Genomic DNA, 16,485 nt, shown 5'->3' on the forward strand with positions numbered 1-16,485 from the left:
TGAATATACATTTTTACATATTCTCTGCAAATGTTGGTTTCTGTGAATTTAAATAATATGTTATACATAGGATCGATAGTAATATACATATATTCAATGACTTGTTTTGAATAATGTGTTATTTGTATTATATGAAGTGTAAAATTTTTTATGTTAAAAATAGCTATAGTTGGGTTACCTAATGTTGGAAAATCTACTATTTTTAATAGATTAACTAATCAAAAGTCTGCAATTGTTAGTAATATTCCTAACTTAACAAGAGATAGGAGAGAGGGGAATGCTGATTTATGTGGGTTAAAATTCAAAATTATTGATACAGGTGGAGTAGATAATACAATAAAATTATCTGCACTGGTATTGGATCAAGTAAAATTTGCTATAGAAAGATCTGATATTGTATTTTTTATTGTTGATGCAAGGATTGAGCAAGATGATAAAAATGTAGAATTTGCAAAATATTTAAAAAAGAATACAAAGAAACCAGTGATATTGATTGCAAATAAATGTGAAAGTCAAAAAAGGTGCTACAACGTAGATTATTTAGAACATTTTAATTTTATAGGTCCGGTTTATATTTCTGCAGAACATAATTTAGGTTTGATTGATTTGTATGAAACATTGTTGCCATTTGTTGAAGTGCATGATTTGGATACGTTAAATTCACGTAATATTAGACTTTCTATTGTTGGAAAGCCAAATGCTGGTAAGTCAACGTTTGTTAATAGATTGCTTGGTGAGAGTAGAATGATTGTAAGCCATGAACCTGGAACAACTAGAGATTCTGTAGACATAGAGTATGTATATAAAGGTCAAAGATTTACATTGATTGATACTGCTGGTATACGTAAAAAAGCGAAGGTAACTGAAAATATAGAAGTAACTTCTGTTCAAAAGACTATTGAATCAATTAATAGATCGGATATTGTAATTCTAATGATAGATTCTGCTTATGGTATAGAACAACAGGATTTATCAATTGCCGAGCTTGCAATACAAAGAGGTAAAGCTATCATTGTTGCTTTAAACAAGTGGGATATGGTTGCTGAAAAAAATAGATCTGATTTGTTAAAAGATATTTGTAATTATAATAAATTAAATTTTGAGGTTACAATTATCGAGGTTTCTGCACTTAAAAATATTAATTGTAATAAAGTGATAGATAAAAGCATAGAATTATATAAATATCTGACAATGCGTATTAGTACTCCTATGCTGAATAAATGGTTAAAATTAGCTGTAGAACACCATAGACCTCCATTATGTAATGGAAAGGTAGTTAAGCTTAAATATATTACACAAATTAAAGCAATGCCTCCAACTTTTGTTATAGTTGTTAATGGTTCTCATGCTATTGATCTAACGTATAAGCAGTATTTAACAAGTAATTTAAGGAAACACTTTTATATCAATGGAATTCCAATAAGATTAAATTTAAAGAAAAATAAGAATCCGTACGATAATAATTTTTCTAAGACTTAAAGGCAATTTTTCAATTAAATACATTCAGCTAGTGTGACGTGTTAATTAGTACAAATTCTATTATTGAATCTTAAATATATTCAATCAATGAAATACCTGTCATTTCTTTTGGTTTCTCTATGTTGAGGATTTCTAAGATTGTCGGTGCTACATCACATAATCTTCCATTTCTTAATCTAATTTGTTTACTATAATTACAGATTATGAATGGTACAGGATTTAATGTATGTGCTGTATATGGCATATTATTTTTTACATCAAACATTTCTTCTGCATTCCCGTGATCAGCGGTAATTACTAGTACATAATTGGTACTTTGTATACAGTTTATTATTTTATTTAAGCATCGGTCTAAGGTAGTTATAGCTTGTTTTGTTGCCTCTATATTTCCAGTATGTCCAACCATGTCAGCATTTGCATAATTTAAAATGATTAAGGAATATTTTTGTAATTTTATTTTTTCAATAACTGTGTCAGTAACTTCTTTTGCAGACATTTCTGGCATTAAATTATATGTAGCTACAGAAGGTGATGGTATTATTATTCTGTCTTCATTTTTAAATGTATCCTCTTTTCCTCCATTAAAAAAAAAGGTAACATGTGCATACTTTTCTGTTTCTGCAATTCTTAGCTGATGTAATTGATGATTTGCTATAACTTCTCCTAATGTATTTGTGATATTATTATTTGGAAATAAGTATGGTATATTAATACTATCTGAATATTTTACCATGCCTATTGTATTTTCTAATGTGATGTGATTATCAGTTTTGATGTCTCCTATGATCATTTTTATGATTTGTATTACTCTATCACTTCTAAAGTTTGTCATGATAAACCCATCGTGTGGATTCATCTTATTATAATTACCGATTACACATGGCAATATGAATTCATCTGTAATACCAGCATTATAACTATCTTGGACAGCTAATAATGGATTTTCATAACGTTTAGCATCTCCAAATGCCATTGCATTATATGCTTTTGCTGTACGATCCAACTTATTATCGCGGTCCATAGAATAATAACGTCCACTTATTGTTGCAATATTTACATTATTTAAGTATTTGATATGCTTACATAAGATGTTGATGTATTTAATTGCTGATATTGGAGGGGTATCACGCCCATCTAAAAATATATGAATTGCGACTTGTATTTGAAAATCAGATAATGCTTTAATAATATCCAACATGTGCGTATAAAGGGAATGTACACCACCATCAGATAACAGACCAGCTATATGGCATATGCCATTGTTTTTCTTTATTTTATTGACAAATTTTAATAGATAATGATTGTTTTTTATATATTTTATTTCATTGTTTATTTTACATAGGTCTTGTAACACAATCCTGCCGCTTCCTAAGTTAACATGTCCAACTTCTGAATTGCCTATTTGTCCATCTGGAAGTCCTACATCTAATCCATGAGTAATTAAGTGACTTTTTGGGTATTGTGAAATTACATTATCCCAGCAAGGCTTGTAAGATTGAGCAATAGCATTGAACTTGTTATTTTCACTATTACCCCATCCGTCTAATATGCACAAAATTACAGAATGGTTGATCATATGTGTTGAATGAAAAATTTATTATTATACCTTTATATCATAGTTGTAGACATATAGTAGATATATTTTTAAATAGTAAGTAGCTAGTAGTTTTAATAATCTACCTTAATATTAGAGTAATTCTTAAAAAACCCGGGTTTAATATCTAAAAATCTATGGTATTTAGATTTTTTGCAATACAGATTCTATTATAATGTATTTTTAAAAGAATTAAAAGTACTATGTAATGTAGTATTGTATAGATTGTAAAGATACTAAACCAATAATTTTGTGAATTTAATATATGATCTAAAATTACAGTCTAAATTTATGTATATAAATGTATACTTATTGAAGAATTTGAAGCGTTAAGGAATAGAGCATTAAATGCATTGTGTTGAGCTATTAAAACATGACTTTGTTATTGTATGGCCATTTAGCATTTGTTATATTAATGATTTGATAGAATTGTAATTTATATAATAAGTTATATATTGAAGAATTGACTTTAATTATCTGGTATACTTGTTTTTATTTATTACCTTAGATTAGAAATTTTTAATACATGAAAATGCAATGTAGTCTATGATTATACAATTATGGTTAAAGATATAAAATTAATCTTAGTAAAAAATGTATGGTACCTTTATGTAAGGTTTGACAATTTGAAAAAATGTTAATCGTTATAATGATGTAAAAGTAGTTGATTTATTTTTACAAGTAATATAGTTAGTTTAGTAATGTAATAATTTTTGATATGTAAATGATAAAATCCAGAATTGTATTCTTGTTTGTTTTTATTTTCTTTAGTCCGATGTTGTTGTTTGCAGATGAGATATTGGAAGGACATAATCTCTATGAAGTATCAGATAATGGTTCTGATGGTAATCATGTTAATGATATTAGATCTAGTGGTTTGATAAACAGAGGTACAATTTCTTTGAGAATGTATAGAGATGTTACTCCTGTATTTGTTAACGATAGGATTATATTTTTAAGTAAAGATGGTGTTTTGCATTCTGTAGATAGTAAAGATGTTAAAAAATGTTATTGGGAACTGCAGGTTACGAAACATACTAACCTATATAGAGCAAGTATATTATATTCTGAAAATTTAATATTGTATATTGTAGATGATAATGTCTACGGTATTGATTTTGAAACTGGACAAATAAAATGGCAAAAAGAATTAAGAAGTGTGATTGCTGGATCTCCTGTTGTTATTGATAATCATCTGATGGTTGTTACTGTAGATAATTATTTGTACTTTTTTAATGTATCTGATGGGTCATTGATATCAAGTAATCAGGAATCACTTCCTGAGGTAAAAAGCTATAGTTCACTATCTTCAGCATCATATGGTGACATGATAATATTTTCTTTTTCTAATGGAAAAATTGCTGCGTTTAATTCTTTGAATGGTTTAAAGATATGGGAAAGCAATATATCAAATGCTAATGTTGCTTTTAATAATGGAGTTTCTTTGCAGGCGGCAAATAATACTGTAATTGCTGTTGATAAATTACATAGTATATCAAATATTGATATTGAATCTGGTAACACTAGGTGGTCAAAAAATTTAAAAATTCAAGGTATTTCTAAAATTGAGGAAGATAATATAGCAGCTGTTATTGATAATAAACTTGTCTTAATAAGTATCAATACGGGAGATTTTTTATGGCAGTATGATTTATTACAACATGGGAAATCAAAAAATCAATGGAGTTCTCCTATAATAATGAATGATGAAATTTTAGTTATAGGGAATGATGGTTGTGTAATATTAATAGATTATAGATCTGGAGCTTTAAAATTAGTAAATTATATATTGCCATCAGCTTATTATATTCCAATATTGGTAGATTCTTCAATTTATGTTGTAACAAATAAAAATAAGATAATTATTTTTCGTTAAGTGATAGTATAAGGACGTGAGTATGCAAAATTATGATATGGTAGTTATCGGTGGTGGACCTGGTGGTTTTAAATGTGCAATTAGAGGAGCTCAGCTTGGATTAAAAGTTGCATGTATAGATAAAAATAAGATTTTAGGAGGTACATGTTTAAGGGTAGGATGTATTCCTTCTAAAGCTTTGTTACATTGTTCTCATGAATATTATCATTTAAAAAATAATTTAGCTGAAGTTGGTATAACATTTGATAATTTAAGTTTCGACTTAGACAAAATTATGTCTTTTAAAGATAAAAATATTACTGAGTTAGGAAGTGGGATTAGTTATTTGTTTTCTAGTTATAAAATTGATTATTTATGTGGTGTTGGTAAAATACAATCTGTAAACTCTAATGATTTTGTTGTTGCTGTAATTGGTGACAATGGTGAGCAGAAAATAATGAGTAAGCATGTAGTTATTGCTACTGGATCTGATGTTGCAAGTTTTCCTGGTATTGATATCGATGAAGAAAGAATAGTGTCTTCTACTGCAGCTTTATCTTTTAAAGAGCCACCAAAGAAATTGATAGTTATAGGGGCTGGAGCTATAGGTTTAGAAATGTCATCTGTCTGGAGTAGGTTTGGATCTGAGGTGACTGTTGTTGAATTTTTAGATAAAATTGCTCCTAGTATGGATGGCGATATTAGTAAAGCTTTGCTTGCAAATTTAAAAAAACAGGGGATTAATTTTAAATTATCAACTAAAGTTACTTCAACTGATAGAAAAGGAAATAGTTTAGCTGTACATCTTGAGTCTGTAAAAGATGGTAGCTCTGAAGTAATGGAAGTAGATAAGGTTCTTGTGTCTATTGGACGCATTCCATATACGAATGGATTGATTGATAATAATTCTATAGAATGTGATACTAGAGGATTTATTAAAGTTAATAGTAAGTATGAGACAAATATACCAGGCATATTTGCTATTGGTGATGTTATCGGTGGAGCAATGCTTGCTCATAAAGCGGAAGAAGAAGGCATTGCTGTTGCAGAATTGATTTCTGGGTATAAGCCACATGTGGATTATGAGATTATTCCATCTGTAATATATACGCATCCTGCTGTTGCGTCTATTGGTAAAACAGAAGAGAATTTAAAAAATATTAATTATAGTTATACTGTTGGTAAGTCTAGCTTTGCCGCAAATGGTAGATCAAAAATTACAGATAATGCAGTAGGATTTGTAAAGGTATTGGCTTCTAAAGAAAATGATACGATTTTAGGTGTTCATATTATTGGTGCATATGCTGATACTATGATTAATGAATCTGCTGTTGCTATGGCTTATAGAGCATCATCAGAAGATATATTCCGTATTTGTCATTCACATCCAGATGTTAATGAAGTATTTAAAGATGCATGTGAAGCAGCGTTTTTAAAATGATTAGCTTATCATTTGTTAGCATGAGGTTCAGGTATTGTGTTACGTAGGCTATTAGGGTTAAAGTTAGAGTATAAAGTAGCGTTTTTTATTCTCTTGTTATCTATTGTTTGGGTTAGTAGTGGAATTTTTAAGAAATACGATCAGCAGATAGAACAAGATGTTTTTCGTAATTATCCTGTTAACATTAAGGTAGTAGAATCTAATGCTCAGGATAGAGTAGTGTACTTATCCTTGATAGGTGAAGTTGAAGCTTTCCGTTATGTTAATATTATGCCAGAAGTTGCTGGTAGGGTATCAGATGTCTTGGTAAAGGATGGGGATTATGTAACAGAAGGAAATATTTTAGTAAAAATAGAAAAATATGAAAAAGAAGAACAATTAAAACAGGCTAAAGCTCTGTTAAAGCAAAGAGAACTTGAATATAAAGCTTCTCAGTCTTTAAATGAACATGGATACAGATCTGAAATAAATGATGCATTATCTTTTACTGCTTTAGAATCAGCGAAATCAGATGTAAAAAAAGCACAAATTAATTTAAGTAATACAGAGATAAAGGCTCCTTTTTCTGGATTTGTAGATAAAATGAATGTGCAAATTGGTGGATTTGTGTTTCCTGGTTCAGGACTATCAATTGTGCAGTTAGTTAACTTTGATAAAATAAGGGTGATTACTTATGTTCCAGAGAAGTATTTTAATAGATTAAAATTGGGTGATATTTGTAAGATTCTAATTGCGCAAAATGAAGAAATAGATGCTCCTATTGTTTTTATCAGTAAAATAATAAATCGTAATACAAGAACTTATCGAGTAGAAATGGTATTGGATAATAATGATTTAAAGGTTTTTACACAAGGGGCTGTTTATTCTATAAAGATTCCTGTGGGGAATTATCGAGCTCATAGAATTTCACCTTCTGCTTTAGATTTGCAAGATAATGGGGATTTAGGTATTAAAGTGATTGTTGATGAGAAAGTGAAGTTTATACCTGTTGAAGTTGTTGATAGTGAGTATAACGGGGATGTTTGGATTGCAAATTCTCCTGATACTATTAAATTAATCACTTTAGGTCATGAATATGTAAAAGATAATACACATATTAGACATGAGTCATAAAAAATTGAACTGAATTTAGTTAGAATTTCGTAAAATCAAGAAGTTTAAATAATTTTAATAAGTGAGTCTGCTTTTTTAGTATTATAAAAATTATGTTGCAGGTTGATATTGTGTATTCTACAATGTAGGGAGTTCATTATTTTATAAAATATAGTGGTAACAAAAGAAGGTATAATTGAAGCTGAAGGTATTGTAGTTAAGTTGTTGCGTGATGCAACTTTTATGGTCAGGCTTAATGATAATTACGAAATTATAGCGCATGCTTCAGGGAAAATAAGAAAAAGTAAAATACGTATATTAATGCATGATAGGGTATTGGTTGAAATTAGTACTTATGGTATTAATAAAGGTGAAGTAGGGAAAGGTAGAATTATTAGACGATTAAAGATTGTAGATGCTTAAGTTTGATGATTTGATATTAGCTTCTTCTTCAAAGCAAAGGTTATCTTTATTAGAGCAAATTGGTGTAGTTCCTGGGCATGTGGTATCTCCTATTATAGATGAGGTAGTTTTAAAGAAGGAATTACCTAAAGCTTATTCAATCCGTATAGCTAAAGAAAAAGGGACAAAAGTAAAGGTATTATATCCTGATAAGTTTGTATTAAGTGCAGATACTGTTGTATGTTGTGGTAGTAGGATACTGCCAAAAGCAGAAACAGAAGAACAAGCTCTTGAATGTATGAGATTAATATCAGGACGTAGACATAGAGTTTATACAACTATTTGTTTGTATACTCCACATGATAAATTGCATTGTAGAAGTGTGGTGACAATAGTAAAATTTAAGCGTTTATCGGTACAAGAAATAAATTGTTATATAATGTCCAGACAATGGGAAGGAAAATCAGGTGGATGTAGTATACAAACTGATGCTGGTAAGTTTGTATTATCAATTAATGGATCATACTCTTCTGTTGTAGGGCTACCATTGTATGAAACTTATTCGATTTTGAGTCAATATTTTAGTATATAGATTTCCTAGTTATAATTGTTGATATAGTAGAGCTACACTTGTAGCTAAGTATTGGTCAAGTAATGTTTATGATGGTGTACTTGCTTAAGTATTTTTTCTATTATAAATAACAATAGTGCTGTTATTAGTAATAAATTCCTTGCTAAGAGTTGTGGCAGTTGCTAACATGATAAGCATTTTAAAGAATAATTTTTTATAGAAGTGTTTATTAATGCAGTATAGATACATTTATTGGGTTATTTATTGAAATTGCATTTCACACATGACGTAACATAATGGTCCTGTTATATACTTGACAGGTTATTGTCGTGGAGGAGTAACTGTTATGGAATCAGGAGAAAAAAATGGTTAATTTACCACAATTTACAATACGAGATTTAGTAGAATCTGGTGTTCACTTTGGTCACAAAGCAAGTAGGTGGAATCCTAAGATGGCTCCATATATATATGGGGTACATAATGATATTCACATTATCAATTTACAGAATACTGTAGTCTTGCTTAGGAATGCATTAAAAGCCATATATGATATAGTTCTTAAGAGGGGAAGGGTATTATTTATAGGAACTAAAGTCCAAGCTTCTGCTATCATTGCTGATGAAGCAATACGTTGCGGGCAATATTATATAAATAATAGATGGTTAGGAGGTATGTTAACAAATTGGGAAACTATCTCTCTATCAATAAAAAAACTGAGGGAATATGAAAGATTAATAGAAAATGTTGATAATCAGTTTACAAAGAAGGAATTATTACTTTTTGAGAAGAAAAGAGCAAAACTTGATAGATCTATAGGTGGTATTTGTAATATGGGTGGATTGCCTCATGCTTTGTTTATAATTGATACGAATAAGGAGCATATTGCAATTAAAGAAGCTAATAAATTAAATATTCCTATTATAGCAGTGTTGGATACTAATTCAGATCCTACTGGTATAGATTATCCAATTCCTGGAAATGATGATGCAGTACGTTCAATTGATTTCTTCTGTAAGATTGTGTCAGATACTATATTAGAGGCGATACGTTCTGATTTAGCTAAGTCTGGTATTAGTGTTGATGGTATTAAGGATTTTTCAGCAGAGAAAAGAGAAGATCTTTTGAAAGCAAATAATCGAGATAATAAAACTAATAGTGCTGTTGATAACATTGAAAATCTTAAGGAAGAAGATCTTATAGGAGGAAGTAATAATGAAAATTGATATTAATGCAATAAAAGAATTGCGTAATTTGACAGGTGCTGGTGTTGGTGACTGTAAGGAAGCATTAAGTTCTTGTGCTGGTGATATAGAAAAAGCAAAAGATTATCTTAGAGAACAAGGTATTGCAAAAGCTTATAAAAAATCTAATAAAGATGTATCAGATGGTTTAATAGCAATTCATGTTAATGGAAATCAAGGTGCAATTTTGGAAATAAATTCAGAGACTGATTTTGTTGCTCGTAATGAAAAGTTTCAGAGATTGGTATTAAATCTTGTTTCTTTGGCTAATCAGTATGCTGTTGAAAATATAGAAGATTTTTTAAAACATGAATATATTAATGGTACTAGTATTCATGATGAAATAATGAGTAATATTGCAATAATAGGAGAAAATATTCATTTGAATAAGATAGGATATTTATCTGTAGGTAGTGGTGTTGTTAGTGGATATATACATAATCCTGTAATTGATAGTCTTGGTAAAATAGGATCAATAGTTGCTTTAGAATCTACTGGTGATAGGGAAAAATTAAATGTGCTTGCAAAGCAAATAGCTATGCATATTGTTGCTGCAAGGCCAGAAGCATTGTCTATAGATGTTTTAGATAAAAATATTTTAGACAAGGAACGTGAGATTGTAAAGAAACAGGTTGATCAGTTAAATAAACCAATATCAGTGGCAGAAAAAATAATAGATGGTAGAATAGCTAAGTTTTATCAGGATGTTGTTTTATTAGAACAAATCTTTGTAATGGATAATCAATTGACAATTTCTGAATTAATAAAAAGAAAAGAATCAGAATTGGCTACAAATATTAATCTTATAGGATATAAGCTATTTATCATTAATAAATAATGATACTATTAAGAATAGCATTTTTATTTGTTTAAAAAAGTTTAATGCATGGTGTATTACAGGATACCAGTGGTTTATGGCTTTATATATAGTATATAATACCTATATCACTGTATAATGATTGGTTATACAGTATTTATGTAATATTTGTGGAGGCATATTTTATCTTAAATAGATTAGCATTGTGTGTGTATTTCATGTATAATTGAAATCTGTATGTTATAGCATAACTATACACGTGTTTTTGTGTATTGCGGAGTGTATGTTAAAATTGGTATGGTAGTTTTTTGTTAAAAATATTAATTTGTAGATAATTATTAAATGAGAGATTATGGATGTTACGCCTATTATTTATGCTAATCAAAATGTGATTACTGGCTATGGTAAAGGGAAGTTTTTTATAAATGATAATATCTATTTAGGGTCTCACATAATTTTTCCAAATAAAATTATTTCTTATTTAAATCTTAGTATTTCTAACTTGGAAGATATAATTGAATTATTAGATGAAACTTTAGATATAGTGTTAATTGGTACTGGTAAAGATCATATATTTTTACCTAATGAAGTAAAAGACAATTTTTTAAAGCGTGGTTTTAATCTTGAACATATGTCTACAGGAGCAGTTTGTCGTACATATAATGTTTTATTATATGAAGGTAGGAATGTTTGTGCAGCGTTAATATCGTTATAAGTCCTTATGTTTTTTGAAATTATTAATGAATATTTTTTTATTAATGGTATAATTGCTATACTAATTGTGAGCTTGGTTACAGGTTCGCTGGGATCATTTATGATATGGAAAAATCTTTCATATTTAGGTGATAGTATTTCTCATTCATCTATTTTAGGTGTAGCTTTGGCTGTTTTACTAGATATTAGTATATCTAGTGGAATTTTATGTATTTCTATTATTTTTGCATTGCTGTTGTCTTATAGCATAAATAGGATTTATTCTATAGATACGGTGTTAAACATTGTTACTAATGTAATTATGTCTTTGGGAATGATATTATTATCTTTTTTTCCAGCTGCAAGTAATAATATTATACATTCATTGTTTGGGGATGTACTAATGTTAACTAGTAAGGATCTTATAATAATGGCTTTAGTAGCATTAGTAATTATTATTCTCATTATATATAGGTGGAAATATTGGTTAATTATATCAATAAGTAATGATTTATCTGCATCGGAAGGTGTAAATATAGGTTTTATAAAATTAGAATTTTTAGTAATACTGTCTGTTTTTATTGCTTTTGCAGCTCAATTGGTAGGAATATTGTTAATTACTGCTTTTTTAGTTATTCCTGCTGCAACAGCAAGGTTAGTATCAAAAACGCCATTACAAATGATAATAATTTCTACAATTATTTCTATATTTTCTGGTATAATAGGACTTTTGTTGTCTGAAAGATTTGATATTTTTCCTGGTCCTTTGATTATCATGGTATCGTTTGTACTTCTATTATTTATGTATTGTGTAAATAGATTTACAAGTTAATATTTATACATAATTTTAAATATTATCATAGTTATTTTAAAGATATTATGCTAATTTTAGCCTAATATAATAATTAGGTATAGTATGTCATCTTTCAAAGGCTTAATAATACGTACTGCTGGGTTAGTAATGGGTTATCTGTTTCTAATATTTAGTGTTAATATGTTAATGCGACGTTGTAGTAGAAAGAGTAATTACATTTCTATAGCTGTAGTTTTGTTATTAAGCATTGGAATTACCGCTTTTTTTAAAATATATGGTAGGAATGAAAATTCATTAACATTTATTAATATTAAGATATATGCAATGTTATTAGCTAGTGCTTTAATAATGTTTTGTATTGCTAATTTAGTGTTGAGAAAAGAAAGTAAATGTCATTCCAAATTTAAAGAACAAAGTAAGAAAATTCACTCTTTAAGGGTTGAGATCACTAACTTAGAAATACAACTTAATGTTATCAAAAGGGAAATAGAGTGGTATTTTAGTGATTTATGCTCTGATACTAAAATTTGTATTGATATAAAACAAGAATACTTACTTCCAACTAATAAAAAATTTTATGATATTGGTTTTTTGTGTAAGATAACAAAATCCATTACTTTTGGTGTAGCATTGGTGGTATTTTTATATCAGTCTTTTTATAGTTCTCTTAATCAAAAATTTCGATCGATTGAGTTGCTTATGTATTATACTTTAGTATCATTATTTTTGTTCACATTTGTAGTAGACCTGTTAACTATTTATTATATTAAAGAGAATTATAAATCTATTGAAGAAGGTGATAACATTAATATTTTTAATGCTGAATTGCAGATGAAAAAGAAATTGTATAATACTTTGTTAAAAGAAATATCAAAGTATAATAGGGTTACTGTTAGAAACTGGGAAAATGTAAATCATATTTCTGCATTAGAAGATCATAGAGATAAAATACTAAATATTTTAGATAGAATTTAATTTATATTACTAAGTTTGATTATATAAGCAAGAAGATTTATATTTATAATGCAAATTTCTATGTGCTTGAAATTTATAATCTAACTTTTTATTAAAATATATAAATATTTGTAAAGTTAGATTTTATGTTTTATTTAAACAAATAGACTAAAGACATATTATATTGTTAAGTAGTAATCAAAATCAAATTTATGTAAATATTATTAATGCTGAGGGAGTTTAATTGTTATTGATACTTTACTTTTTATCATAATGTATTATATAAATTTGTTGTGATATGTGAATGATATCTGTTTAAGTCATTTATGAAGGTAGTTCTTGCATACTTGTAAATTTTTGGTAATGGTTGTATATTCTTGTATATAAAGATTAAGGAGTGGTATAGCGTTCCTATATAAATGCTAGTTAATAGATAAAATATGCTTGTGCAACTAGGTATTGCTTTTATAATGTTAGTTTGGTGTTGTGCATTATAATATTGAAGGATAGTTATGAGTCACGATGAAAATAAATACTCTGTATTTAAGGCAAAAGTTAAAAGACGGGATTTTTTAGGCTTAACGACTTTATCTATGGTAGGTATTGGGTTGTTTTCATCGGTGTATTCCTTAATAAAATTTTTAAGTCCATCTGCAGAAGTGATAGCCCAGTCTACTGTTGAAGTAAATTTATCAGATATTAAAGAAGGAAAAACTAAAGTTGTAAAATGGCAAGGTAAACCTGTTTTTATACGTAGGCGTACTATGCAAGAAATAGAAGAAGCAAAAGCTGTAAAAATAGATAGCTTACGAGATCCACAGTCTGATCGAGAGCGCACCCATCAGGGAAGGGAAGAGTGGTTAGTAATGGTGGGTATTTGTACACATTTAGGATGTGTTCCTGTGGAAGTAGATGACGGAAAAAAAGGGTGGTATTGTCCTTGTCATGGTTCTAAGTATGATACATCTGGAAGGATTATTAGTGGTCCTGCTCCGCTTAATCTTCCTATACCTGATTACTATTTTTCTGGTAAAGACGTTATTGTTATAGGGGCAAAAGGGATTGATGCTGCATAAATAAACATTAAGGTAAGAGGTATTGATTAATGTCTGGACATGATAATATGAAAAATCCCGAAGGAAAAGGTATTCTGGCTTGGATAGAATATAGAATGCCAATTGGTGCTTTTTTAAAAGGATTAGCTTCATATCAGGTTCCTAAAAATCTAAATTATGCATGGAATTTTGGTTCACTTGCTGGTATTGCTTTAATATTGCAAATTATAACAGGGATATTTTTAGCAATGCATTATACACCACACGTTGCACATGCATTTTATAGCGTGGAAAGAATAATGCGAGATGTTAATTATGGTTGGCTAATAAGATATACTCATGCTGTAGGTGCTTCGTTCTTTTTTATAGTTGTATATATACATATATTGCGTGGTTTATACTATGGTTCTTATAAAAGTCCTAGAGAGTTAGTGTGGTTTGTTGGAATTTTTATCTTTTTTGCAATGATGGCAACTGCATTTATGGGATATGTATTACCGTGGGGGCAGATGAGTTTTTGGGGTGCAACTGTAATTACTAACTTGTTTTCTGTTATACCTTTAGTTGGTCAGGATATTGTACAATGGTTATGGGGTGGTTTTTCTGTTGATAATCCTACATTAAATAGATTTTTTGCATTGCATTATTTATTACCTTTTATTATAGTAATGCTTGCTTCATTACATGTTGTAGCATTGCACAGGTTTGGATCAGGTAATCCAAGTGGAATAGAAGTAAAATCTAATAGAGATACTATCCCTATTTATCCTTACTTTATTGTTAAGGACTGTATAACATTTGGCATATTTTTTATACTTTTATTTTTATTTGTATTTTATATTCCGAATTATTTAGGGCATCCAGATAATTACATTGAAGCTGATCCTATGGTTACACCTGCTCATATAGTTCCTGAATGGTACTTTTTACCTTTTTATGCTATGTTACGTTCTATTCCTAATAAATTATTAGGAGTAGTTACTATGATTAGTTCTATAGCAGTGTGGTTTTTATTACCTGTGTTAGATAGATGTAAAGTTAAAAGTGGTAGTTACCGTCCAATTTTTAGAATTTTTTATTTTGTGTTTATAATAAATTTTTGTTTTTTAACTTGGCTTGGTGGCCAAGAAGTTAGAGAACCATTTGTAACACTTAGTAGATTATCTACATTATATTATTTTTCATATTTTTTAATCGTATTGCCTATATTGTCTAAATATGAAAAACCGACTGTAATTCCAAAAACAATAAGCGATACAGTACCGGAGATGAAATAATGATGTTAATGCGGTTTCTTCTTATAGTTTGTTTTATTTACATGCCATTCATATGTGTAGCAGAAGAGTTAAAACATCTATCTCCTAAGAAGATTAATTGGAAATTTGATGGTATATTAGGTTCATTTGACAAGCAATCTGTACAGCGTGGTTATCAGGTATATAGAGAGGTGTGTTCATCTTGTCATTCTATGAAGAGAATAGCATTTCGTAATTTACGTGATGTAGGATTTTCTGAAGGAGAGGTAAGAACTATCGCTGCATCGTATCAGGTTATAGATGGTCCAAATGATGTTGGTGAGATGTTTGAACGTCCAGGAATTCAATCAGATTATTTTGTATCTCCTTTTCCCAATAAGGAAGCTGCTGTAGCTGCTAATAGAGGTGCATTTCCACCTGATTTGTCTTTAATAATTAAAGCAAGGCATAATGGTGCCAATTATGTATATTCTTTATTAACTGGTTACGAAAGCCATGAGTCTGATGAAGGTGGATTATATACAAACCCTTATTTTAGTACTGGGAAAATAGCCATGGCTCCGCCACTTTCTGATAATTTAGTTCAATATACAGATGGTACAGATTCTAAAGTGGAAAATATGGCATATGATGTTGTGAATTTTCTACAATGGGCGGCTGAACCTGAAATGGAAATGCGTAAAAAACTAGGTATTAAAGTTGTTAGCTTTTTATTAATACTTACAGTTTTTGTGATATTTATAAATAAGAGATTGTGGGAAGGTCTTTATAAGAAGTAATTGTGCTTATAACGTTTTCTTATAATTCAGTCTTTTTTTTAGAATCTTAACATTATGAGTTGGCATGTTTATTTTTAAATGCATGTTAGGTTTGGTGTTATAAATAGTAGTAATTTCGTTACTGAACTAGGTGCTTAACTCAATATAGCAGGAAATTTCATTTTTAATTTGTATTTTATTTTTAATGTAGAAGACATTGAAGCATATCCTTAAGATAAGGTTCTGGTATTGTATAAATCATGTTACACTAATTTCTTAGTATATTAATAGTAAAATTTTATTAATTCCTTCATATTAGAGTTGCATTATATAAAACATATTTATGTTTAAACATAAAATATCATATATTTTTTTTTATTTTTTAGGACAAAAAATACAATTTTACCATTGATAATACTATTCAATGTATATATCATAATATTATTATTGTTTTAATAGCAAT

The 16,485-nt window shown here is 28.8% G+C and carries 15 protein-coding genes; 14 read left to right on the forward strand and 1 reads right to left on the reverse strand.

The window, feature by feature from the left end:
• Nucleotides 1-150 precede the first annotated feature (150 nt).
• A complete protein-coding gene (gene der / locus PVA18_RS02035; RefSeq protein ID WP_045804702.1) occupies nt 151-1,479 on the forward strand; it encodes a ribosome biogenesis GTPase Der in 1,329 nt (442 codons plus the stop codon).
• 70 nt (nt 1,480-1,549) lie between these two features.
• On the opposite strand, the gene gpmI is transcribed toward der, so the two are convergent.
• Nucleotides 1,550-3,055: a 2,3-bisphosphoglycerate-independent phosphoglycerate mutase gene (gene gpmI / locus PVA18_RS02040; RefSeq protein ID WP_045804701.1), complete on the reverse strand. Its 1,506-nt coding sequence runs from the start codon at nt 3,053-3,055 to the stop codon at nt 1,550-1,552.
• Between the two features lie 793 nt (nt 3,056-3,848).
• Between gpmI and PVA18_RS02045 the strand changes: the two genes are divergently transcribed.
• From PVA18_RS02045 to PVA18_RS02105, 13 genes are all read left to right on the forward strand, one after another.
• A complete protein-coding gene (locus PVA18_RS02045; RefSeq protein WP_231568495.1) occupies nt 3,849-4,949 on the forward strand; it encodes a PQQ-binding-like beta-propeller repeat protein in 1,101 nt (366 codons plus the stop codon).
• 22 nt (nt 4,950-4,971) lie between these two features.
• Complete coding sequence (gene lpdA / locus PVA18_RS02050; RefSeq protein ID WP_045804699.1) at nt 4,972-6,369, forward strand: dihydrolipoyl dehydrogenase; 1,398 nt, start codon at nt 4,972-4,974, stop codon at nt 6,367-6,369.
• Nucleotides 6,370-6,405: 36 nt separating this feature from the next.
• Nucleotides 6,406-7,482 (forward strand): efflux RND transporter periplasmic adaptor subunit, encoded by a 1,077-nt coding sequence (locus PVA18_RS02055; protein ID WP_045804698.1) that lies wholly within the window; start codon nt 6,406-6,408, stop codon nt 7,480-7,482.
• A 153-nt stretch (nt 7,483-7,635) separates the two neighbouring features.
• Nucleotides 7,636-7,884: a translation initiation factor IF-1 gene (gene infA / locus PVA18_RS02060; protein WP_024072141.1), complete on the forward strand. Its 249-nt coding sequence runs from the start codon at nt 7,636-7,638 to the stop codon at nt 7,882-7,884.
• Complete coding sequence (locus PVA18_RS02065) at nt 7,877-8,455, forward strand: Maf family nucleotide pyrophosphatase (RefSeq protein ID WP_045804697.1); 579 nt, start codon at nt 7,877-7,879, stop codon at nt 8,453-8,455. Before infA ends, PVA18_RS02065 begins: the two co-directional genes overlap by 8 nt.
• A gap of 344 nt (nt 8,456-8,799) precedes the next feature.
• Entirely contained in the window at nt 8,800-9,657 is an 858-nt protein-coding gene (gene rpsB, locus PVA18_RS02070; protein ID WP_045804696.1) for a 30S ribosomal protein S2, read from the forward strand.
• Nucleotides 9,647-10,513 (forward strand): translation elongation factor Ts, encoded by an 867-nt coding sequence (gene tsf / locus PVA18_RS02075; protein ID WP_045804695.1) that lies wholly within the window; start codon nt 9,647-9,649, stop codon nt 10,511-10,513. The genes rpsB and tsf overlap by 11 nt, the downstream gene beginning before the upstream one ends.
• A 331-nt stretch (nt 10,514-10,844) precedes the next feature.
• A complete protein-coding gene (locus tag PVA18_RS02080) occupies nt 10,845-11,207 on the forward strand; it encodes an Mth938-like domain-containing protein (RefSeq protein WP_045804694.1) in 363 nt (120 codons plus the stop codon).
• 6 nt (nt 11,208-11,213) lie between these two features.
• Nucleotides 11,214-12,017 (forward strand): metal ABC transporter permease, encoded by an 804-nt coding sequence (locus tag PVA18_RS02085; RefSeq protein WP_045804693.1) that lies wholly within the window; start codon nt 11,214-11,216, stop codon nt 12,015-12,017.
• A gap of 84 nt (nt 12,018-12,101) precedes the next feature.
• The gene (locus PVA18_RS02090) at nt 12,102-12,974 is read left to right on the forward strand and encodes a hypothetical protein (protein ID WP_045804692.1); all 873 of its coding nucleotides are present in this window, start codon (nt 12,102-12,104) and stop codon (nt 12,972-12,974) included.
• Nucleotides 12,975-13,465: 491 nt separating this feature from the next.
• Entirely contained in the window at nt 13,466-14,029 is a 564-nt protein-coding gene (gene petA / locus PVA18_RS02095) for a ubiquinol-cytochrome c reductase iron-sulfur subunit (RefSeq protein WP_045804691.1), read from the forward strand.
• A 29-nt stretch (nt 14,030-14,058) separates the two neighbouring features.
• Nucleotides 14,059-15,285, forward strand: a complete 1,227-nt coding sequence (locus PVA18_RS02100) for a cytochrome b/b6 (RefSeq protein ID WP_045804690.1) — start codon at nt 14,059-14,061, stop codon at nt 15,283-15,285.
• A 2-nt stretch (nt 15,286-15,287) separates the two neighbouring features.
• Nucleotides 15,288-16,043 carry a cytochrome c1 gene (locus PVA18_RS02105; protein ID WP_045805012.1) on the forward strand — a complete coding sequence of 252 codons (756 nt, stop codon included), beginning with the start codon at nt 15,288-15,290 and terminating at the stop codon, nt 16,041-16,043.
• Nucleotides 16,044-16,485: the final 442 nt, after the last annotated feature.

It is taken from the genome of Ehrlichia muris subsp. eauclairensis, assembly GCF_051097115.1.
GTDB lineage: Bacteria > Pseudomonadota > Alphaproteobacteria > Rickettsiales > Anaplasmataceae > Ehrlichia > Ehrlichia muris.